18 protein-coding genes are annotated in these 22,509 nt (G+C 60.8%); 6 read left to right on the top strand and 12 right to left on the bottom strand.

The features are described 5' to 3' along the window. Positions 1-47 precede the first annotated feature (47 nt). The 4 genes from GVL50_RS03115 to GVL50_RS03100 all read left to right on the top strand — a co-directional run bounded on the left by GVL50_RS03115 (position 48) and on the right by GVL50_RS03100 (position 5,351). Entirely contained in the window at positions 48-1,586 is a 1,539-nt protein-coding gene (locus tag GVL50_RS03115; RefSeq protein ID WP_159811707.1) for an HDOD domain-containing protein, read from the top strand. Between the two features lie 42 nt (positions 1,587-1,628). After that, complete coding sequence (gene rhdA / locus GVL50_RS03110; protein ID WP_159811706.1) at positions 1,629-2,444, top strand: thiosulfate sulfurtransferase; 816 nt, start codon at positions 1,629-1,631, stop codon at positions 2,442-2,444. 18 nt (positions 2,445-2,462) lie between these two features. Further along, positions 2,463-3,323: an archaetidylserine decarboxylase gene (asd, locus tag GVL50_RS03105; RefSeq protein ID WP_053116755.1), complete on the top strand. Its 861-nt coding sequence runs from the start codon at positions 2,463-2,465 to the stop codon at positions 3,321-3,323. A 276-nt stretch (positions 3,324-3,599) separates the two neighbouring features. After that, a complete protein-coding gene (locus GVL50_RS03100) occupies positions 3,600-5,351 on the top strand; it encodes a molecular chaperone (RefSeq protein WP_159811705.1) in 1,752 nt (583 codons plus the stop codon). Between the two features lie 84 nt (positions 5,352-5,435). Here GVL50_RS03100 and serB read toward each other — a convergent pair whose 3' ends face one another. Continuing rightward, entirely contained in the window at positions 5,436-6,650 is a 1,215-nt protein-coding gene (gene serB, locus GVL50_RS03095) for a phosphoserine phosphatase SerB (protein WP_159811704.1), read from the bottom strand. Between the two features lie 134 nt (positions 6,651-6,784). Here serB and GVL50_RS03090 point away from each other — a divergent pair, with 134 nt between their 5' ends. Next, positions 6,785-8,302, top strand: coding sequence for an AhpA/YtjB family protein (locus GVL50_RS03090; RefSeq protein WP_159811703.1), 1,518 nt, complete (start codon positions 6,785-6,787; stop codon positions 8,300-8,302). 326 nt (positions 8,303-8,628) lie between these two features. Here GVL50_RS03090 and GVL50_RS03085 read toward each other — a convergent pair whose 3' ends face one another. From GVL50_RS03085 to GVL50_RS03045, 9 genes are all read right to left on the bottom strand, one after another. Further along, the gene (locus GVL50_RS03085; RefSeq protein WP_053116751.1) at positions 8,629-9,342 is read right to left on the bottom strand and encodes a membrane integrity-associated transporter subunit PqiC; all 714 of its coding nucleotides are present in this window, start codon (positions 9,340-9,342) and stop codon (positions 8,629-8,631) included. A gap of 176 nt (positions 9,343-9,518) precedes the next feature. Next, positions 9,519-11,783, bottom strand: a complete 2,265-nt coding sequence (gene parC / locus GVL50_RS03080) for a DNA topoisomerase IV subunit A (RefSeq protein ID WP_053116750.1) — start codon at positions 11,781-11,783, stop codon at positions 9,519-9,521. A 7-nt stretch (positions 11,784-11,790) separates the two neighbouring features. After that, positions 11,791-12,315: a TIGR02281 family clan AA aspartic protease gene (locus GVL50_RS03075; protein ID WP_053116749.1), complete on the bottom strand. Its 525-nt coding sequence runs from the start codon at positions 12,313-12,315 to the stop codon at positions 11,791-11,793. Continuing rightward, positions 12,312-13,301: an esterase-like activity of phytase family protein gene (locus GVL50_RS03070; RefSeq protein WP_159811702.1), complete on the bottom strand. Its 990-nt coding sequence runs from the start codon at positions 13,299-13,301 to the stop codon at positions 12,312-12,314. Before GVL50_RS03070 ends, GVL50_RS03075 begins: the two co-directional genes overlap by 4 nt. After that, complete coding sequence (gene parE, locus GVL50_RS03065; RefSeq protein WP_053116747.1) at positions 13,301-15,208, bottom strand: DNA topoisomerase IV subunit B; 1,908 nt, start codon at positions 15,206-15,208, stop codon at positions 13,301-13,303. The genes GVL50_RS03070 and parE overlap by 1 nt, the downstream gene beginning before the upstream one ends. 41 nt (positions 15,209-15,249) lie before the next feature. After that, positions 15,250-15,858 (bottom strand): YqiA/YcfP family alpha/beta fold hydrolase, encoded by a 609-nt coding sequence (locus GVL50_RS03060; RefSeq protein WP_053116746.1) that lies wholly within the window; start codon positions 15,856-15,858, stop codon positions 15,250-15,252. A gap of 289 nt (positions 15,859-16,147) precedes the next feature. After that, a complete protein-coding gene (gene cpdA, locus GVL50_RS03055) occupies positions 16,148-16,963 on the bottom strand; it encodes a 3',5'-cyclic-AMP phosphodiesterase (protein ID WP_159811701.1) in 816 nt (271 codons plus the stop codon). A 99-nt stretch (positions 16,964-17,062) separates the two neighbouring features. Continuing rightward, positions 17,063-17,515 (bottom strand): DUF1249 domain-containing protein, encoded by a 453-nt coding sequence (locus GVL50_RS03050; RefSeq protein ID WP_064117171.1) that lies wholly within the window; start codon positions 17,513-17,515, stop codon positions 17,063-17,065. Beyond that, positions 17,506-18,123, bottom strand: a complete 618-nt coding sequence (locus tag GVL50_RS03045) for an NUDIX domain-containing protein (protein ID WP_053116743.1) — start codon at positions 18,121-18,123, stop codon at positions 17,506-17,508. The genes GVL50_RS03050 and GVL50_RS03045 overlap by 10 nt, the downstream gene beginning before the upstream one ends. A gap of 227 nt (positions 18,124-18,350) precedes the next feature. On the opposite strand from GVL50_RS03045, the gene GVL50_RS03040 reads away from it, so the two are divergent. Beyond that, on the top strand, positions 18,351-19,097 hold the full coding sequence (locus GVL50_RS03040; RefSeq protein ID WP_159811700.1) for an RsiV family protein: 747 nt from the start codon (positions 18,351-18,353) through the stop codon (positions 19,095-19,097). Here GVL50_RS03040 and cytX read toward each other — a convergent pair. Then, positions 19,066-20,358: a putative hydroxymethylpyrimidine transporter CytX gene (gene cytX / locus GVL50_RS03035; protein ID WP_064117169.1), complete on the bottom strand. Its 1,293-nt coding sequence runs from the start codon at positions 20,356-20,358 to the stop codon at positions 19,066-19,068. The genes GVL50_RS03040 and cytX overlap by 32 nt on opposite strands. 140 nt (positions 20,359-20,498) lie before the next feature. Then, positions 20,499-22,388, bottom strand: coding sequence for a phosphomethylpyrimidine synthase ThiC (gene thiC, locus GVL50_RS03030; RefSeq protein WP_053116740.1), 1,890 nt, complete (start codon positions 22,386-22,388; stop codon positions 20,499-20,501). Positions 22,389-22,509 lie beyond the last annotated feature (121 nt).

Here is a 22,509-nt window from a genome sequence, read left to right as displayed (position 1 = left end):
TAGCCCATGCCGGGCGCGTCTAAAGCAGATGAAGATCCCGTCCAGACATGGCTAATGAAACGAACGTCCCACACGCAAAACCGACCACCCTCGAAGGCTGGGTCAAGCTGCTCGACAGCGTTCGCCTGCCCGTGCCGCAAGAGGCACACGACAAGGTCTGTCGCGCGATCCGTGATAACCGCAGCTCGCTGCGCGACATCGCCGATTTAATGCAGGACAGCCCGGCGCTGGCCTTGAGCATCATCCGTGAGGCCAATCGTCACACCCACGGCAACATGGGCACGCCGGCGGAAAATCTGGAAGTGGCGATCAACCGTCTCGGCCTCGCCCGCACCGAAGAATTGCTCGCGCGCCTGCCAGCCGAACCGCAGATGCAAATCCCCAAGGCCCTGCGCCAATTGCAGATGATCAGCCAGCACGCGACGCAACAGGCCAATGGCTTTTTCGCCAGTCGCCTGGCGCGGCTGTGGCAGGACATTCATTGGGGCAGCCTGTTGTTTCTGTCGCCGCTGTGGCCACTGGCGCTGACTTATCCACAGTTGCTCGAAGAGTGGGAGCTGCGGGTTATCCACAAGGGCGAGTCGGCGCGCACCGTCGAAAAGCAATTGTTCGGCGTGCGCCTGCTGCGGATCGCGGAAGCGCTGGTTGCGGTCTGGCACCTGCCGATCTGGGTGCAGCAAGGCTATAAATTGTTGCTCAGCGAACAGCGTGAACTGGTCAAAGTGCTGCGCATCGCCCGCGACAGCGAACACCCGCTGCGCCAGCAAAATCGCCTCGACGATGACCCGACTTTGCGCCGCTGGCTCAACCAACCGGCCAACACCGTGCTGCTGGCCAACGGTCTGGCGCTGTCAGCGCAACAGGCCTGGGACAGTCCGCACAGTGAACGCTGGCAGTACCTGACCAGCCTATATCTGCAGATTTCCATGGACGAGGTGCAGCAACAGTTGCACCAACAAGCCGCGAACAGTGCCCGGCAACATGCGATGCCTGATTTGTGGCACCCGGCGGTTTCGCTGTTGTGGCCGTGGGGCACTCGTCGTTTACCCGCCGGGATGTTGCCCGCCGCCGCGCCGACCTCTGAAGACCTGGGCCAGTGGCGTAAGCAATGCGCCGAACTGCTGGCCGAGCCGAGCCGTTTCACCAATGCCATGAGCCTGACCGTCGCCGCCCGCGATGCGCTGGTGGCCAGCGGCATGCGCCGGGTGATGGTCCTGATGGCTGACCGCACGCAATCCAATCTGCGCGTGAATCAAACCTTCGGCCTGCCGAAAGAAGCGGCAGCGCTGAATTTTGTCGTCAGCCAGAGCAGCGCCCTGCAACGTTTACTCGCGCAACAGGCGCAGGTGCGGATCAACCCGGACAACAACGCACAATTTTCCGCGTTGCTGCCATCGGGCCTGCGCACGCTGTTTCGCGGTGAGCATTTGTTCCTGCGTTCATTGGTCAACAATGGCCGGGTGATCATGATCGTCGTCGCCGATCAGGGCGGCGGGCCGTTTGCCGACATCACCGTGCAGGCCTTTGGCAAAACCGCGCAGTGCATCGAAAAAGCCCTGCACAGCTTTAGCAGCCGTGGCCGATGAGGCTGCGCTACAATCCTCCCCTTTGTGCTCTGGAGACCTCGCATGTCTGACTTCTCTGGCTTGCCGCTCGTCATCGAACCGAGCGACCTGCTGCCTCGGCTTGAGTCTGAAGAGCTGATTCTGGTGGATCTGACCAGTGCCGCCCGCTACACCGAGGGACATCTCCCCGGCGCGCGCTTTGTCGACCCCAAGCGTACCCAGCTCGGCCAGCCGCCGGCGCCGGGTTTGCTGCCGGCCAAAGCCGATCTGGAAGCATTGTTCGGCGAGCTGGGTCATCGCAAGGACGCGGTCTACGTGGTTTACGACGACGAGGGCGGCGGCTGGGCCGGGCGCTTCATCTGGTTGCTCGACGTAATCGGTCACCACAAGTACCACTATATAGACGGTGGTTTGCCGGCGTGGCTGGCGGATGGCATGCCGATGTCGATTCAGGTGCCGGCAGCCGTCGGTGGCCCGCTGCCGCTGACCCTGCACGACGAGCCGACCGCGACCCGCGAATACCTGCAAAGCCGTCTCGGGGCTGCCGATCTGGCGATCTGGGATGCGCGCGGGCCGCTGGAATACTCCGGCGAGAAAGTGCTGGCCGCCAAGGCCGGGCACATTCCCGGCGCGGTCAATTTCGAATGGACGGCGGGCATGGACAAGGCGCGTCAGCTGCGAATTCGTACTGACATGCCGCAGATCCTCGAAGACCTCGGGATCACCAAGGACAAAGAAATCATTACCCACTGCCAGACCCATCACCGGTCGGGCTTCACTTATCTGGTGGCCAAATCCCTCGGTTATCCGCGGGTCAAAGGCTACGCCGGTTCCTGGGGCGAATGGGGCAACCACCCTGACACGCCAGTCGAGATTTAAGGTTTTTAAGGACAACTAATGAAAGAGCGTCTGTTTATCCTCAGTCAGTACCTGCTGCCTCATCACCTGCTGTCGCGCCTGGCCGGCTGCGTTGCCGAGTGCCGCGTGCGCTGGTTCAAGAATGCGTTCACCCAGTGGTTCGCCAAGCGTTATCAAGTCGACATGTCGCAAGCGCTGGTGGAAGACCTGACCGCTTACGAGCACTTCAACGCCTTCTTCACCCGCGCCCTGAAAGACGGCGCGCGTCCGCTGGACGAAACCCCGGGCGCGATCCTCAGCCCGGCCGACGGTGCGGTCAGCCAGCTCGGTCCGATCGAACACGGTCGCGTGTTCCAGGCCAAGGGCCACAGCTTCAGCGTGCTCGAACTGCTCGGCGGTGATGCGGCCAATGCGGCACCGTTCATGGGCGGCGACTTCGCCACTATTTACCTGTCGCCGAAGGACTACCACCGCGTGCACATGCCGCTGGCCGGCACCCTGCGCGAGATGGTCTATATCCCGGGCCGGATTTTCTCGGTGAATCAGACCACCGCTGAAAACGTGCCGGAACTGTTCGCTCGCAACGAGCGTGTGGCGTGCATTTTCGACACCGAGCGCGGCCCGATGGCGGTGGTGCTGGTCGGCGCGATGATCGTCGCTTCGATTGAAACCGTGTGGGCCGGTCTGGTCACCCCGCCGAAGCGTGAGCTGAAAACCTTCCGCTACGACGAAGCCGCGCGTGCGCCGATCCATCTGGAGAAAGGTGCTGAACTGGGCCGCTTCAAACTGGGCTCGACCGCAATCGTGCTGTTCGGCCCGGATCAAGTGAAATGGGCTGAAGAACTGGTTGCCGGTTCGCCGGTGCAGATGGGCCAAGGCCTGGCACTGCCAAACGCCTGATTCCAGAAACACACAATCCTTGTAGGAGCTGCCGCAGGCTGCGATCTTTTGATCCTGGTTTTAAGATCAAAAGATCGCAGCCTGCGGCAGCTCCTACACGTTGTTTTGTTGATCGTTCCCACGCTCTGCGTGGGAATGCAGCCGTGGACGCTCCGCGTCCGAAGATCAAAAGATCGCAGCCTGCGGCAGCTCCTACACGTTGTTTTGTATGCATCTTCAATGACGATGCGTTGAGGCAGAACACCCGCTCGCTTATTTGCTGCTATGGTTTTTGGCATGAGCCAGACCATCCCTCCCCCACAGCTGCGCGCCCCGACCCCGAGTCAGCCGCGCCTGTCATTTTGCGAAGCCACTCCGCGCGACCTCAAGCGCTGGATCGCCGGCCTGCCCAAGGCCAACATCGGCGAAACCGCCCGTCAGTTGTATCAAGGCCTCGGCGAACTCAACCAATTACTCACCCCCAGCGACAATCGTCAGCACCTGCTCGAATTGCTGCGGCCCGAGGTGTATTTCGTCTGTCAGCATCTGGAGCGACATTTCCTGCATCAGGCGATCATGCTCGATGAGCGTTCGCGCAAGATCAGCAATCTGTGTCAGGCCCTGCAAAGTCATCTGGCGATCGGTTACAAACAGATCGTCCTGAGGATTGCGCCGAAGTACAGCAAGGATCGTGCGGCGCTGCTCGGTTTGGCGTTGCAGCGCGCGGTGCATGCGTTGAAGGGCCAACTGGTTCGCGCAACCCAGCTGTACAGTCCGCCGCCAGAGCATTTGTGGTTTGAGCTGCATCAGCTCTATCGCACCTCGTGTGAATTGCAGCTGCAACAGCGGCGCGTGCATGACGATCTGGCCAGCCTGACCACCGAGTTGAGCCTCGAACAAACTTACATCGCCGCCCTGCTCCTCGGCAGCGCGCGCTGCAATCAACTGCGCCAGAACCAGATCGCCCGCCTTGCCGAAGAGCTTGAACCATGGAGCGCCCTGCTCAAGCTGCACCCCGGTACGCCCGACGACGGCCTGTTTGCGATCAGCGCCGAACTCGATGTCGGCCCGCGTTACCGCAGCATGTTCCGCAGAGAGCAACGCGCCGGTTTGCTCGGCTTCGATCCGCAACCGCTGGTGAATACCCTCGAAGCGCATTTGCTGCATCAGGACACGTCCAAGCCTTTGCCCGTCCCGACCGGGCTGAGTTTCGACACGCTGCAACATTTACACGCGACGTGGGGCGAAGCGGCTGAACGCAGTTTTCAGCGCACCGTCGGCCAAGGCAATCTGACCGTGTGCGTCGGCATGAGCGCCCTGCACTTCTACCTTGGCGGCGAGCGCAGTTTCAGCGACATGCTCAAACATCCGGGCGCCCGCGCAGCGAATTTCAGCCACGCCGTGGCCGAGGGTGAAAAGGACAGCTGGAGCCAGGCCTTCGATGCCGCGCCACAGAACAACGAGGAGTTTTTGCCCTACGAAGAAATCCAGTACGACCACCTCGGCGAAGATGAAAGCAGCGCCGACGCCGCACCGCACTATCCGACCTACTCATTGCCCGTGATCAATCACAGCCCCGGCGGCTACTGTTTAGGCTGGCCGAAAGAAGTGCCCGCCGAGTTGCAGGCCGGGGAAATGCTCGGCATTCAGGACAGCGTCAGTCTGGGCTGGAGCATCGCGGTGATTCGCTGGATTCGTCAGGTGCGCGGCGGCGGCACGCAAATGGGCATTGAACTGGTGGCGCCACACGCGCAGCCCTGCGGCTTGCAACTGGTGCGTTCGCGGGACGATCACAGCCAGTATTTGCGTGGATTATTGTTGCCTGAGATCAGCGCCATTGACGTGCCCGCGACGCTGCTAGCACCGCGCCTGCCGTTTCAGGAGGGCAGCAAAGTGCTGATCAACACCCACGGCGAAGAACACCGCGCCGGGCTGGATCGGCGGGTGGCGAGTACGCACAGTTTTAATCAGTTCGCTTACCGCTCGCTGGAAGCCGCGCAGAATGGCGGGAGCGAGGAGGATTTTGATTCGTTGTGGAAGTCGCTATAAAGCAAAAGATCGCAGCCTTCGGCAGCTCCTACAGGAGAAAAACCATGTAGGAGCTGCCGAAGGCTGCGATCTTTTGATCTTTAATTACAACTGCCCATCACGATCACGGAAACCCAGCAAATACAGCACACCATCCAGACCCAACGTCGAAATCGCCTGCTTCGCCGATTGCTTCACCAACGGCTTGGCCCGGAACGCCACACCCAGCCCGGCAATTGCCAGCATCGGCAGATCGTTAGCGCCATCGCCCACGGCAATGGTCTGCTCCAGACGCAAACCTTCCTTGTGTGCCAACTCTTTCAGCAAATCAGCCTTACGCTGCGCATCAACAATCGGCTCGATCGCTACGCCGGTGCACTTGCCGTCGACCACTTCCAGTTCGTTGGCGAACACGTAGTCGATGCCGAGTTTGGCCTGCAATTGCTTGGCGAAATAGGTGAAGCCGCCAGACAGGATCGCGGTCTTGTAACCCAGACGTTTGAGCTCGGCGAACAACGTTTCCGCGCCTTCGGTCAGACGCAGCGAAGCGCCGATCGAATCAAGCACGCTGACGTCAAGGCCTTTGAGCAGCGCCAGACGTTCTTTGAAACTGGCGCGGAAATCCAGCTCGCCGGACATCGCCCGTTCGGTAATGGCCGACACTTGCTCGCCGACACCGGCAGCCTTGGCCAGCTCATCGATCACTTCCGCTTCGATCAGCGTCGAGTCCATGTCGAACACGGCCAGACGCCGGTTGCGACGGAACAGCGAGTCTTCCTGGAAGGCGATGTCGACGTTCAGCTCTTGGGCGACGCTGAGGAATTCGGCGCGCAAGGCCTGCGGATCGGCCGCTTCGCCACGCACGGAAAACTCGATGCAGCCCTTGCCCTTGTCCGCCGGCGTGTCCAGCGGCATGCGACCCGACAGACGGTCGATGTGGTCGATGTTCAAACCGTACTTGGCCGTGATCGCACTGACGGCCTGCAATTGGCCGGCGGTCACTTTGCGGGTCAGCAAGGTCACGATGTGGCGTTTTTTGCCCTGGTTGCCCACCCATTGCTGGTAATCCTCTTCGGACACCGGGGTGAAGCGCACCTGCTGGTCGAGCTCGTAGCCCTTGAACAGGATGTCCTTGAGCACGGATTTGCCTTGCTCGGAGTCGGGAATTTCAACCAGGATGCCGAACGACAGGGTGTCGTGGATCACCGCCTGACCGATATCGAGAATGTTCACACCACCTTGTGCCAGAACACCGGTAATGGCTGCCGTCAGACCCGGACGGTCGACTCCCGTGATGTTAATCAGGACGATTTCGCGCAACGCGCACCCCCGCAACTGGAAAAAAACCGCATTCTACCCACTTTCAGTGACCATCGGGCACCGTCAGCGCTTTGCCGGTCTAGGGCCTGTCGCTATACTGCGCGTCAACTTCACGGACAAAAGAGCCGAGCTCAGTGAACCGGCCCACGCCAGTTAAAACCGATAACTTCTTCCTGCTGATCTTCCGTGCACTGCGCCACCGCCGTGTACCGATTGCATTGCGCATTGCCAGCCATAACGTGATCCTGGTCGCTCTGGCCCTGGTGATCTATGCCGGCGTGATGGGTTTGCAATTCAAGCAGGCCATGCACCAGCAGGCCGATGCGCTGGGCGAAAGCCTGACCACGCAGACCGCGACCTCTGCCACGGAGCTGTTGGTGTCCAACGACATCCTCAGCCTCAACGTGCTGCTCAACAACCTGACCAAGAACAAACTGGTGGCCCACGCGGCGATCTACAGCGTGGATAATCGCATCCTCGCCGAGTCCGGTCAGCGGCCCAAGCACAGCCTGTTGGGCGAAGCCGAAGGCATGTACGAGAGCAAGATCACGTTCCAGGACGTGACCGCCGGGCAACTGCGCATCAGCCTCGACATGGATCAGTTCCAGCAGCCGATGACCATCAGCCTGCAAAGCATGGGCATTCTCAGCGGGATTCTGTTGGCGCTGTCGCTGGCCCTGAGCCTGCGCATTGGCCGTAATCTGTCGACGCCACTGCTGCAATTGCGCGTGTGGCTGCGCAACATCGACGAGTACACGCCAGGCACGGATCGTCAGGACGAGATCGGCGATCTGGCGCGTCAACTGCACGCCAACTACGCCCCCGAGCCAGCGCCCGTGCCTGAACCGGAACCCGAGCCGGAATTCGAAGAAGAGGACGACGAGCCCGAGTTCGAAGTGCGCAACCTGCGCGATCCGAGCTTCGACGAAAGCCGTCCGATGGCCGCCCAGAAACCGGCGCCACGCCACGTCGTCAGCACCGTTGAAGACGATGAAGACGACGATGCGTTTGCCGATCTGCGCAACGAATCGCTCGATGCAGCACCGCAACCGGTCGTGCGCAAAGCCACGCCGAGCGTGCCGCAACACAGTGCGGTGCTCGCCGTGCAACTGGGTTCGCAGGAACAACTGCGTCGCCTGCCGCGTGCGCGTCTGGAAGAATTACTGGAACGTTATCGCGACTGCCTCGATCAGGCGGCTTCGTTGTATCAGGGTGAAATCGAAACCTTGAACGACGGCAGCACGCTGATGCTGTTCCACACCGAAGACAGCGGCGACGATTACCTGACCAACGCGATCTGCTGCGGCGAGCTGCTGCGCGCGCTGGGCCATCAGTTGCAGATTGAAGTCGCGGACAGCGGCATCACCCTGCAATTGCAGTTGGGCCTGACCTTGGGCGATGAGCTGTTTGGGTTGAGCCAGATCGATCTGCTGCTGACGGATTCGGCGCAGGATGCTTTGGCCCTGTCGCAGCACAGCCGCAATCTGCTGCTGGTGGAACGCAAGATTGGTGACGACGCGCTGATCCGCCAACGCGCGCGAATCCGCCCGATCGCCAGCCCTGAGGGGGCTTGCTGTGTGGAGCGGTTGATGGAGCCTTATCCGTCGATGCTGGAACGGCAACTGGCGCGGATGCATGAGCGTCGGGCTTAAGCGTTCGGCCTGAAACACAGAAGCCCGCAGACGAGTGATTGTCTGCGGGCTTTTTTGTGGGTGACTGAAAAGCCCCTCACCCTAGCCCTCTCCCAAAGGGAGAGGGGACTGATTGGGGGATATTGCAGAGCTGCACCGACTTGAACGCCCAGCTGTGAATCCATAATCGCCAAGCGCTTGCAGGTCGACGTATGACGCCAGACACCTCGGTCAGTCCCCTCTCCCTCTGGGAGAGGGTTAGGGTGAGGGGCTTTTGATCTTTCACGCAGAACCCCAGACACAACAAAGCCCGCACAAGGCGGGCTCTGTTTTAACTCGATCCAGCGTTAGAAGCGGAACACTTCCATATCCGTCCGAATCGGCGAAGCCATTGGAATCTTCGGCTGCTTATCCGCGTCCGCCGCCGGCGCTGCCGGTTTCGGTGCCGATTTACGCGGCGCTTCAGCCACCGGAGGCTGATTAGCCAACGGCTTCAACGCCACCGACAATTGCTCAGCCAGACGCTGCAACAAAATCCCCTGCGCCTGAACCTGCGAAGCCGTACTGCCCGCATGCAGCTCTTGCAGATGAATGATGCGGTTATCCCGCACCTGACCACGGCGGTCAATCAAACGCCACTGCGCATCCAGGATCGCCGGTTGTTTAACGCCGGAGTCCAGACGCGTGATGGTCAGCAACACCTGCACATCCGGGGTAAACCCGCTGGTGGCCGGTGCCAGCACCACACGTTGGCTGTCGAGGTGACCCGCGACCTGACGCATCAACAACTGATCGATATCCGACGAAAGGCTGCCGGCCCAACGACCATCGGTCGCCGCTTGCAGGCTGCCGTCCGGTTGACGTTGCAGCAGTGTTTCCCGTTGCAGGTAATCAGCGACGACTACCGGGCCCAACAAAACCGCCATGCCCGCGCTTTGCGCAGGCTGAACCGGACTTCCGCTGTCCAGTTGATACAGCGACACCGGCTGGTGAACGCTGCAGCCCGCCAGGCCAAGAACGCCGGCGAGCAACAAAATAAGTGGAAGGCGTAGCGCAGTCATCATCCCGTCCAGGTGGCCGCCACAAGGCTGACCACAGTGAAAATACTCAATAAATATGAAGAACGCTCGGCCACGCCGGCGCTTGAAAGGCCATATCATCCGTGAATATGCGTTCCGACTCCAGCGCCAAAGCGTCGATCTACGCGTTAAATCGTGGATCGACGCCTCTAGGACGCCTAATTGAGGTTTTCGACGAGCAGCGCATCCACTCTCTGGAAGCCCCTAGGTAGCTTATTGCCACGACGTCCACGCTCACCTTTGTAGTGTTCGAGGTCGTCGGCCTTCAGCGACAGAGTCCGTTTTCCGGCCTGCAACACCAACGTGGCGCCTTCCGGAATGACGGCGATGTCCGTGACATATTCTTCGCGACTGGCCACACGTTCACCGGAAATACCGATGATCTTGTTGCCTTTGCCCTTCCCTAATTGTGGCAGATCGCTGATTTTGAAGATCAGCAGGCGACCTTCGGTCGTGACCGAGGCCAGCCAGTTGTGCTCACGATCAGCCACTGGACGCGGCGCGATAACTTTGGCGTTGTTCGGCAGGCTCAACAGGGCTTTACCGGCCTTGTTCTTGGCTTGCAGGTCTTCGCCTTTCACGACGAAACCGTAACCGGCGTCGGAGGCGATCACGTACAACGCGTCGTCTTCCGGCATCAGCACGCATTCAAACGAGGCGCCCGGTGGCGGCGTCAGACGACCGGTCAACGGTTCGCCCTGGCCACGCGCCGACGGCAACGTGTGCGCGGCGACCGAATAGCTGCGGCCGGTGGAGTCGATCACCACAGCAGATTGGTTGGAACGCCCCGCCGCCGAGGTCTTGAAGCCGTCGCCGGCCTTGTACGACAGGCCGGTCGCGTCGATGTCGTGACCTTTGGCCGAACGGATCCAGCCTTTTTCCGACAGCACAACGGTGACTTTCTCGTTCGGCAGCAGATCATGCTCGGTCAACGCTTTGGCTTCGCTGCGCTCGACGATTGGCGAACGACGGTCGTCGCCATAGGTTTCGGCGTCCTTGATCAGCTCGGTGCGCACCAGTTTTTTCAACTTGGCTTCGCTGCCAAGCAACGCTTGCAGCTTGGCTTGTTCCTTGAGCAGTTCGTCTTGCTCATCGCGCAGCTTCATCTCTTCCAGTCGCGCCAACTGACGCAGACGGGTGTCGAGAATGTAGTCGGCCTGAATCTCGCTGAGGGCGAAACGCTCGATCAGCTTGGCTTTCGGGTGTTCCTCGGTACGGATGATGTGGATCACTTCATCCAGGTTGAGGTAGGCGATCAACAAACCGTCCAACAGGTGCAGACGACGCTCGACTTTATCGAGGCGGAATTGCAGGCGGCGACGCACGGTCTGCACGCGGAATTCCAGCCATTCGACCAGCAAGGCGCGGAGGTTTTTCAGCTGCGGTTTGCCGTCCAGACCGATGATGTTGACGTTGACCCGGTAGGTCGACTCCAGCTCGGTGCTGGCGAACAGGTGCTGCATCAGCGCGTCGTGATCAACGCGGCTGTTGACCGGAATGATGACGATGCGGCACGGGTTTTCGTGGTCGGATTCGTCACGCAGGTCAGCGATCTGCGGCGCTTTCGACGGTTTCGCCTGCATCAGCGCGGCGATCTGCTCCAGCACTTTCGCACCGGAAACCTGGTGCGGCAGCGCGGTGACGATGATGTCGCCATCCTCGACGTGGTACACGGCGCGCATGCGCACCGAACCCTTGCCGGTTTCGTACATTTTCAGCAGGTCGGCGCGCGGCGTGATGATTTCCGCTTCGGTCGGATAGTCCGGGCCCTGAATATGCTCGCAGAGCTGTTCGACGGTGGCTTTCGGCTCATCGAGCAGACGCACGCAAGCAGTGGCGACTTCGCGCAGGTTGTGCGGCGGCACATCGGTGGCCATGCCCACGGCGATGCCGGTGGTGCCGTTGAGCAGAATGTTCGGCAGGCGCGCCGGCAGCACCAGCGGTTCCTGCAGGGTGCCGTCGAAGTTCGGGCCCCAGTCTGCAGTGCCTTGGCCCAGTTCGCTGAGCAGCACTTCGGAATAACGCGACAGGCGCGCTTCGGTGTATCGCATGGCGGCGAAGGACTTCGGATCGTCCGGCGCACCCCAGTTACCCTGGCCGTCGACCAGCGTGTAGCGATAGCTGAACGGCTGGGCCATCAGCACCATCGCTTCGTAGCACGCCGAGTCACCGTGCGGGTGAAACTTACCGAGCACGTCACCGACGGTACGCGCCGATTTCTTGTGCTTGGAATCGGCGTCCAGGCCCAACTCGCTCATCGCATAAATGATGCGACGCTGTACCGGTTTCAGACCGTCGCCGATATGCGGCAGCGCACGGTCCATGATCACGTACATGGAGTAGTTGAGGTAGGCACTTTCGGTGAAGTCAGCCAGCGACCGGCGTTCTACACCGTCCAGGCTGAGATCAAGGGGATTGCTCATGCAGGCCTCATCGGTTCGTTGTCTGGCGCAGCAACATGGTGCCACCGCGCTGAGTAAATTCAAGTTTGTTCAAGGCGCTCATGCCGAGCAGCACCTGATCGCCATGCAACCCCGGCGCCACCAGTGCGCGGACGTCCCGCAGCACGATGTCGCCCAATTGCAGGCGGGCAATTTTTGTCCGATAGCCCTGGCTCAGGCCGTTGGCCGTGCTCAGGGTCACACCGAAACCTTCTTCCAGCTTCAAACGTTTGGCCAGATCCGCCGGGATCGCCACATCGGTCGCACCGGTGTCGAGCATAAACTCCACCGGCTCACCGTTGATCTGACCGCTGGCGACAAAATGCCCTTGGGCATTGCCGGCCAGTTTCACCTCAATAAATCCTTCGCCCTGCTCCGAACTGACTACCACGTTCGGATTCTGCTGGCGTTGCTCCCACTGGCCGAAAAACCGCGTAGCGAGAAACAGCGCCGCGCACCAGGCCAGAATCATCAGCACGCGACCGGCGCGTTTGCCCGGGGGTTGCTGGCTCAAGGCTTGGCGCTCCAGCCACCGTCAGGCGCGGCAAAGCGCCAGATGATCGGGCGTTTTTCGCCGTCGGCGCGGACGCCTTCATTGTTGTCGATACCGATCCACGCGCCCTGCGCATCCACCACCAAGGCTTCTGCCAGACCGTAGGCCTGTGGGTATTGGCGCTGCGGCTGCAAGGCATCTTCAGCGAACGACCAACATTGCTCGACTTTAGCCGTGACCGCGTCGCGGCGGCAGATCTCGAAGGCATTGCGTTCCAGCGTGAACAGCTTGCCGTTGAACAGCGACAGATCGGCGAAATCACGGGTGACGGCACGGGCCTTGGGGAACTGCGGCGGCTGCATTTCAACGCCAGCTTCGCTGAGCAGAACACAAGCGCCGTCGCAATCCCAGACTGTTTGCTGACGCTTGATGGTCAGCAGACCACGGCGCTCACGCTCGGCGACCAACCAGATCTGATCGCCCGCCGGGTTGATCGCCAAGCCTTCGAACAGCGCATTGAAGTGCAGCAACATGCCACTGGCGCGGGCTTCTTTGACCAGCATTGGCGAGATTTTCAGCCATGACGCCGGGCCTTGTGGCGGCACTTGCAACACGGCCGCGTGGGCCTCGCTGACGATGAAGCGATTGCCAGCGTTGTCGCAGGTGATGCCTTCGAAATCCAGATCGCCGCCACGCACAAACGATGCAGCCCACGTGCGCGAGCTGATGCCCCACGGCAAACCGCTGTCGGGTACCGGCGGGACGTCGATGTGCACGGTTTCGGCCTGCCAGACCTTGTCGCCGGTATTGAGACGGTAGATCTGATCGTCATCGCGATCGGACACCGTCCACAACTCGTTACCGCACAGCGCCAGCCCCGAAAGGTTGCCGCCGCGCATGCCGTCGACCGGATGCTCGGCGAGCAGGCGCAGCTCTTGTATCGGCTCGGCCGACACGCTCATTGAACTCAGCAGCAACGCACCCGCCAAGGCCCAGCCAAAGTGCATCAGGTCAGCACCTCGGCGAGGTTGCCTTTGGATTCCAGCCAGGTTTTGCGGTCACCGGCGCGTTTCTTCGCCAGCAGCATGTCCATCATTTCCGAGGTTTCGGCGTAGTCTTCGCCCAGCGTCAGCTGCACCAGACGCCGAGTGTTCGGGTCCATGGTGGTTTCGCGCAGCTGCGGCGGGTTCATTTCACCCAGACCTTTGAATCGGGTGACCTGCGGTTTGCCGCGTTTCTTCTCGGCAACCAGACGGTCGAGAATGCCGTCGCGCTCGGCTTCGTCGAGGGCGTAGTAAATCTCTTTGCCCAGGTCGATGCGGTACAGCGGCGGCATGGCGACGTAGACGTGACCGGCATCCACCAGCGGGCGGAAATGCTGGACGAACAGCGCGCACAGCAGCGTGGCAATGTGCAGACCGTCGGAGTCGGCGTCGGCGAGGATGCAAATCTTGCCGTAGCGCAACTGGCTCATGTCCGCCGCGCCAGGATCGACACCAATAGCGACGGCGATGTTGTGCACTTCCTGACTGGCGAGCACTTCGCTGCCGTCGACTTCCCAGGTGTTGAGGATCTTGCCGCGCAACGGCAGGATCGCCTGGAATTCCTTGTCCCGCGCTTGCTTGGCGGAACCGCCGGCGGAATCACCTTCGACGAGGAACAGTTCGGAGCGCATTGGATCCTGGCCGGCGCAATCCGCCAGTTTGCCCGGCAATGCCGGGCCTGCGGTGACGCGTTTGCGCTCGACCTTCTTGCTAGCCTTGAGACGACGGCCGGCGTTGTTGATCGCCAGTTCGGCCAGGGCCAGACCGGTTTCCGGGTTGGCGTTGAGCCACAGGCTGAAGGCGTCTTTAACCACACCGGAGACGAATGCCGCCGCTTCACGGGACGACAGTCGTTCTTTGGTCTGGCCGGAGAATTGCGGCTCCTGCATTTTCATCGACAGGACGAACGCAATGCGCTCCCAGACGTCTTCCGGCGCCAGCTTCACGCCGCGTGGCAGCAGACTGCGGAATTCGCAGAATTCTCGCATCGCATCGAGCAGGCCCTGACGCAAACCGTTGACGTGGGTGCCGCCCTGCGCCGTCGGGATCAGGTTGACGTAACTTTCCTGTACCGCATCGCCACCTTCCGGCAGCCACAGCAGCGCCCAGTCGACGGCTTCTTTATTACCGGCGAACGCGCCGCAGAACGGCTCGTTCGGCAGGCGTTCGAATTCGTTGACGGCGTCGACCAGATACGAGCGCAGGCCGTCTTCGTAATGCCACTCGACTTTCTCGCCGGTGCCTTTGTCTTCGAAGCTGACCAGCAGACCCGGGCACAGCACAGCCTTGGCCTTGAGCACGTGCTTGAGGCGACTGATGGAGAATTTTGGTGAATCGAAGTATTTCGGATCCGGCGCGAAGTACACGCTGGTGCCGGTGTTGCGCTTGCCGACGGTGCCGACGATTTCCAGCTCGGTGGCTTTGTAGCCATCGGCGAACGTCATCTGGTATTCGTTGCCGTCACGCTTTACGCGCACGCGTACTTCGGTCGACAAGGCGTTGACCACGGAAATACCCACACCGTGCAGACCGCCGGAGAACTGGTAATTCTTGTTGGAAAACTTGCCGCCCGCGTGGAGTTTGGTGAGGATCAGTTCGACGCCCGACACACCCTCTTCCGGGTGGATGTCGACCGGCATGCCACGGCCGTCATCGCTGACTTCCAGCGAGTGATCGGCGTGCAGGATGACCTGCACCGATTTGGCGTGACCAGCCAGGGCTTCGTCGACACTGTTGTCGATGACTTCCTGGGCGAGGTGGTTCGGCCGACTGGTGTCGGTGTACATGCCGGGGCGTTTGCGCACCGGGTCGAGGCCCGAGAGGACTTCGATGGCGTCGGCGTTATAAGAGCTAGCGCTGGGAGTGGCCATAGGGTCTCGTCGTCAGTCATTCATGAAATAGGGGCAAGACTTCACAGTGCGGTGAAATCGATTGCCTGATACACATCGGCACCAATGCCGGCAAAACTCAGCAATGCCGGCAATTGCCCGGCAAAGCCTTGGAAACTGTGGTCGCCGCCGGCCTGAATGCGCAAGGCACAGGCGCGGTAATACTGCTGGGCGAGGCGATAATCCAGTGTTTCATCGCCGGTCTGCAACCATACCTGATAGCGCTGGGCGTCCACAGGTGCTGGCACTTCCAGCTCGGCCAGGGCCGTTACATGGTCGTGGGTCAATTCCCAGGTTTCATCGGTATACAGGTTTTTCTGCGTGCCCAGATAGCCGTCGAACATCCGGTGCGGGCTGACCGCCGGGTTGACCAGCAGGGCTTTCAGGCCATGGCGCTCGGCCAGGTGAGTCGCATAGTAGCCGCCGAGGGAGCTTCCCACCAGCAGCGGGCTGCCCAGCTCGGCGATTGCCTGCTCCAACTGACCGATGGCTTCGCGCGGATGGTGATGCAGGGCCGGGACACGCAGTTTGTCGCTCAAACCCAGTTGCTCCATCACCGTTACCAGCTGACAGGCCTTTTTCGAGGCCGGGGCGCTGTTGAAACCGTGGATATAGAGGATCGAACCGGACATTTGAGCTCCCTGAGTGTCGGCGAAAGATAGCGGAGTTTACAGGGAGAAGGGCCGGGATTGGGGGTGGGCTCGATAAATTGGTGTGACAGCACGAGCGGCCCTCACCCTAGCCCTCTCCCGGAGGGAGAGGGGACCGAATGGGGGATATTTGCGAACTACATCGACCTGAACGCTTTGCTGTGAATCCGCAATCGACAACGCTGCTTCAGGTCGATGGATAGCGAAAGACACCTCGGTCGGCCCCCTCTCCCTCTGGGAGAGGGCTGGGGTGAGGGTTTTGATTTGTCGCTCAATAACCGTTGGAGCCGTAATCGACTGTGTAGGCGAAACCGGTGACGCGTTCCACCCCGGTTTCCAACCGCCCATCCGGCAACAACCGCAACCAGCGATACCCCGGCGCCTGCTCCCCCACCTTGAAGTCCTCACTGCCCGGCTCAAACTGAATGCACGTCGACGGCGAAGCCATCAGCCGCACGCCATTACGCTCGCGATCAATCTCCTGATGCACATGCCCCCACAACACCGCGCGGGCCTGTGGAAAACGATCCAGCACCTCGAAAAACGCTTCAGGATTGCGCAAACCAATTGGCTCCATCCACGCGCAGCCAATCGGAACCGGATGATGGTGAAAGCACACCAGATGATGCCGCTCCGGCGCTTCGCTCAGCGAACGGGCCAGCAGCTGCAATTGATCGTCCTGCAAATACCCCGGCACTGAGCCGGGTACAGCCGAATCCAGCATCGTCACCCGCCAGTTGCCGATATCCACAATCGGCTCGAGCAATGCGCTTTGCACGGCGGCAACCGCCATGATCATCGGCTCGTCATGATTACCGGGAATCCAGCGCGCCGGCGCGGCAATCTGCGCGCTCATCTGGCGAAACTGTTGATACGACTCCAGCGTGCCGTCCTGGGAAATATCCCCGGTGGCCAGAATCAGGTCGATCTGCGGCTGTTGCCCCAGCACCAGGTCGATGACCTTTTGCAGGCTCTCGCGGGTGTTCATGCCCAGCAGCGAAGCGTCCGCCTCGGCGAACAGATGGCTGTCGGACAACTGCACCAGCAACGCCGGATCGGCGGGGGTCAACGTGGATACGCTCGGCAAGGCGTTCTCCCAAGGCAAAAGCACGGAATCGATCAAGTGCCGCAATTATGCTGGGGGATCAGTAAAAGAGGAAAGCGGTGAACCGGACGCAGTTCACAACTAGCGTACGACTTCGTACTCATGCCCCAGCGCCAGGCAATGACTCAGCCATTCCCCCAGGAACAGATTGAGCTGAGCCTTTTCATCCGGCTGATGCATCGCAGCGTTCGGGTAAGGATAGATGCCGCGAAAGCGTCGTGCATGTTCAGCGCTGACCACCTCGGCCATGCGCGCGTCGTGATAGACCTGCACTTCCAGTTGCGGCACCGGCAGCCATGGCAGGCTGTGCTCTTGACGCACTTGCAACGTGGTGGTGTACGGGCAGGTTTGCAGCACTTCGAGGGCCAGCACGCCGAGCATCTGCTCGCCCTGGGTCACGGCGATACGCCGCGCCTCGGGCTCGTTGCGCATGTCCGGCACCAGTCGCATCAGGCGCGCGTAGTTGGCCTCGCAGGCGGCTTGCAGCCCCGCGAGGTCGACTCGATAACGATCGCGCAACTTGTTTACAACCATAGCCCCCTCACTTCGGCGCGGTTCAGCGCCAGCCACTGCAAGGCGATAATGCTCGCCGCATTGGCAATGCGTCCGTCACGGACGGCCTGCAAGGCATCTTCAAAGGCCCAGACCGTGACGCGGATATCTTCTGCCTCTTCTTCCAGGCCATGCAGGCCGCCTGCGCCTTCGGTGCTGCAACGCCCCAAGTACAAATGCACGAACTCGTTGCTGCCGCCCGGCGACGGGAAATATTTGGTCATCGGCCACAGGGCCTTGATGTCCAGCCCAGCTTCCTCCTGCGCCTCGCGGTGAGCAACTTCTTCCGGTTGTTCATCCTTGTCGATCAGACCAGCGACCAGCTCGACCAGCCACGGGTTGTCGGTCTTGCCCATGGCGCCGATGCGAAACTGCTCGATCAGCACCACTTCGTCGCGCTGCGGATCGTACGGCAGCATGCACACGGCATCGTGGCGGACGAAGATTTCACGGTTGATTTCGCGGCTCATGCCCCCGGCGAACAATTCATGGCGCAGGTGCACGCGGTCGAGCTTGTAAAAGCCCTCGTAGCATTTTTCGCGCCGCACGATATCGACGGCGGTCGGAATGGCGTTGGCAAAATCAGTCATGAGCATCCTCTTTACTGCAATTCCATTACGAGGCTGCGTTGCTTGATTGGCAACCTCGACTTCGCGCCATCCTAACGCGCCCGAACGGTTTGATGCAGCCCCTTTACCGTCAGCGGGATGGACGGTGGAGGCGAAACCCACTCTAATTAGCTTAGTGGCGAACTGACTGCCTCGTTGAGAGTCGAAGCGGTAACTTTTTGCCTTCCCTTGTTTTCGAAAGGACGCCTATGTCGCTTTTCAAAATTGCCTCCGTGGCCGCCATCGCCCTGACTCTGGGCGCCTGCGCGAGCCTGTTCCAGCCCAACTACCGCACGCCGCTGGAGACCACTCGCGACGCATCTGAACAGTTGAAACCTGGCTGTTCCAACCCGGATTGTCCGCTGGTGAACATCGACACCCTGCGCTTCCCGGCCGAACCTGCACTGGACGGCATCATCGAAAAACGTCTGCTGCAAATGACCCGCACCGAGAAAAACGCCCCGGTAGCGCCGACCCTGGCGGCTTATCGCGATCAGTTTCTGGCCAACGCCGGACCGCGCAACAGCAGCTACCTGCAAGCGAAAGTACGTGAGCAGCATGACGGCTTGGTGATCATCGAGTTGTCGAGCTACCTCGACACCGGCGGCGCGCATGGCAATCCGGGCCGCGGTTTCATCAACTATTCGCGCCAGCAGCACAAGGTGCTGAACCTGTCCGACATGTTGCTGCCGGGTCAGGAAGAAGCGTTCTGGAAAGCGGCGCAGGTTGCGCACAACAGCTGGTTGATCAGCACCAAGCTCGATCAGGAAGCGGAGTTCGTGAAGAACTGGCCGTTCGTGAAAACCCAGAACGTGGCGCTGACCTATGGCGGCGTGATCCTCAAGTACGACGTGACGACCATTGCGCCTTACGCGCTGGGCCACGTCGAACTGAAGATTCCTTATCCGCGTCTGAACGGCATTCTCAAGCCTGAGCTGTTTCCCGGCCGTAACTGAAGGCCCGACCCAGCACTAGCTGCAACAGCCCTGCCAGCACCAGCGCCGGCAGGGTTGCGCCGACATCCGGATACAGATTCGCCAGCAAGTGGTAGGTGCTCACGCCACCCAGCCACGCCAACAACGCCGGCCAGCGCAATGCGGCTGATGCGACCTGAGCGCTGCGCTTGCGCAGAATGAAGTGATCCACCAGCACCACGCCGAACAGCGGCGCAAACACCGAGCCGATCAGCAGCAGGAAATTCTGGTACTGCGCCAACGGCGCCAGCAAGGCGATCAGCGTGCAAATCACGCCGATGGCCAAGGCCAGATGCTCGACTTTCAGGCGCAACAGAATCCCGCTCGAAACCGCTGCCGAGTGAATATCGGCGAAGGCGTTTTCCGACTCGTCCAACAGAATCAGCAACAACGGAATGCCCAGACCGGCGCCGGCCAATGCCAACAGCAGCGCGTTGACTTCACCGCTTGGCGCGAAGGCCAGGGTGTAGGCGACGCCAAGGCTCATCAGCCAGAAATTGCCGATGAAGAAACCGACCGCAGTGCCACCGAAGACATTTTTCGCACGCTTGCCGAAACGTGAGTAGTCGGCGATCAGCGGCAGCCACGACAGCGGCATCGCGATGGCAATGTCGAAGCCCACGGCGAACGGCATCGAACCGTCACCGGCGCGCGACCAGAGATCCGCCAGATCGGCTTTGGCGAACAGGTTCCAGGTCAGCCAGATGCACGCGGCGAGCAACAGCCAAATGCCCCACTTGCGCAGGATCTGCCGCACGAAGGTCAACGGGCCACTGACCGCTAGCAAGGTTGCCAATGCGCCGAAAAACAGCGTCCACAACACCGGGTTCGACCACAGCGAACCTTCGCTGAACGCGCGGGTACCGAGCAGGCTGGCGGCGTCGCGCATGACGATGATTTCGAAGGAGCCCCAACCGATCAGTTGCAGCAGGTTGAGCAGCGCCGGCAGGCTCGCGCCTTTGCTGCCGAGGCTGAGCTTCAGCGCGGCCATCGACGACAGGCCGGTGTCACTGCCGATCACGCCAACGGCGGCCAGCAACAGCACGCCGACCAGCGTACCGAGGAAAATTGCCAGCAACGAACCGGACAGGCCCAAGCCCGGCGCGAGTAATGCGCCGGTCTGCAAAACCATCAGGCCGATGCCGAGGGAGAACCACAGGGAAAACAGATCACGACCGCCGAAGACACGCTTGTCAGCGGGTACGGCGAGGTCGGGGGAGTAAGTGCTGGGTTGAATGCTCAAGGGTGTTATCTCAGAGGGACATTTGTTGTGATCGTTCCCACGCTCTGCGTGGGAATGCCTCTAGGGACGCTCCGCGTCCAGTGACGCGGAGCGTCACGGGCTGCATTCCCACGCGGAGCGTGGGAACGATCAGTACGGGGTCAAACTTTTTTGTACAGCTGACTGCCTTCCTTCTTGAACCGCTCGGCCTGTTCCGCCAGGCCTTGGGCGACGTCCACGTCGACCGCTTCGATCCGCTGGTTGGCCGCGTATTCGCGGACTTCCTGGGTGATCTTCATCGAGCAGAATTTCGGCCCGCACATCGAACAGAAATGCGCGACCTTGGCCGAGTCCTTCGGCAGGGTTTCATCGTGATACGAACGCGCGGTGTCCGGATCGAGGCCGAGGTTGAACTGGTCTTCCCAACGGAATTCGAAACGCGCCTTGCTCAAGGCGTTGTCGCGAATCTGTGCGCCCGGATGCCCTTTGGCCAAGTCCGCCGCATGCGCCGCGATCTTGTAAGTGATGATCCCGGTCTTCACGTCATCCTTGTTCGGCAGGCCCAAGTGTTCCTTCGGCGTCACGTAGCAAAGCATCGCGCAACCGAACCAGCCGATCATCGCCGCACCGATGCCGGAGGTGATGTGGTCATAGCCCGGCGCAATGTCAGTGGTCAGTGGGCCGAGGGTGTAGAACGGCGCCTCGTCGCAGCACTCCAACTGCTTGTCCATGTTCTCTTTGATCAACTGCATTGGCACGTGGCCCGGGCCTTCGATCATGCATTGCACGTCATGCTTCCAGGCGATCTTGGTCAGCTCGCCCAAGGTCTCCAGTTCGCCGAATTGCGCTTCGTCGTTGGCGTCGGCAATCGAGCCCGGACGCAGGCCGTCGCCCAGCGAGAAGCTGACGTCGTAGGCCTTCATGATTTCGCAGATTTCGTCGAAGTGGGTGTAGAGGAAGTTCTCTTTATGGTGCGCCAGGCACCACTTGGCCATGATCGAACCGCCACGGGAGACGATGCCGGTCACGCGCTTGGCGGTCAGCGGCACGTAACGCAGCAGCACGCCGGCGTGGATGGTGAAATAGTCGACGCCCTGCTCGGCCTGCTCGATCAGCGTGTCGCGAAACAGCTCCCAGGTCAGGTCTTCGGCGACGCCATTGACTTTTTCCAGCGCCTGATAAATCGGCACGGTGCCAATCGGCACTGGCGAGTTGCGGATGATCCATTCGCGGGTTTCGTGAATGTGTTTACCGGTGGACAAGTCCATCACGGTGTCCGAACCCCAGCGAATGCCCCAGGTCAGTTTCGCCACTTCTTCTTCGATCGAAGAACCCAGCGCGCTGTTGCCGATGTTGCCGTTGATCTTCACCAGGAAGTTCCGGCCGATGATCATCGGTTCCAGTTCGACGTGGTTGATGTTGGCCGGAATGATCGCGCGGCCACGGGCGATTTCTTCGCGGACGAATTCGGCAGTGATTTCTTTCGGGATGCTCGCGCCGAAGCTGTGGCCGGCGTGTTGTTGCGTCAACAGGCCGGCAGCGCGGGCCTCTTGCAGCTTCATGTTTTCGCGGATGGCGACGTATTCCATCTCGGCGGTGATGATGCCTTTACGGGCGTAATGCATCTGGCTGACGTTGGCCCCAGCCTTGGCGCGGCGCGGGTTGTTGACGTGGGCGAAACGCAGTTTGGTCAGCTCGGCATCGGCGAGACGTTGTTGGCCGAAGTTCGAACTCAGGCCTGGCAGGCGCTCGGTGTCGCCACGGTCGTCGATCCACGCCGAACGCACATCGCCCAGACCTTTGCGCACATCGATCACCACGTTCGGATCGGTGTACGGGCCTGAGGTGTCGTAAACGGTGACCGGCGCGTTGATTTCGCCGCCGAAATCGGTCGGCGTCACGTCGAGGCTGATTTCGCGCATCGGCACGCGGATGTCCGGGCGGGAGCCCTGAACGTAGACTTTTTGCGAACGGGTGAACGGCTTGACCGATTGCTCGTCGACTTTGGCCGAGTCACTCAGGTTGATCGCGTTTTTTGATTTTGTAGTCATCACGGGCTCTCCAGACAGCATCCAGGCAGTGGATTGTCGGAGCAGAACCTGAAAGGCACGGACGCACCAGGACTGGTGCTGTGCATCGTCGTCGAGCGTTCGATTGTCGAACAATTTCCCG

The sequence above is a fragment of the Pseudomonas sp. 18058 genome, assembly GCF_902706155.1.
GTDB classification, from domain to species: domain Bacteria; phylum Pseudomonadota; class Gammaproteobacteria; order Pseudomonadales; family Pseudomonadaceae; genus Aquipseudomonas; species Aquipseudomonas rustica.
Note: the sequence above shows the minus strand (reverse complement) of the source record. Positions and strands in the feature narration are given on the sequence as shown.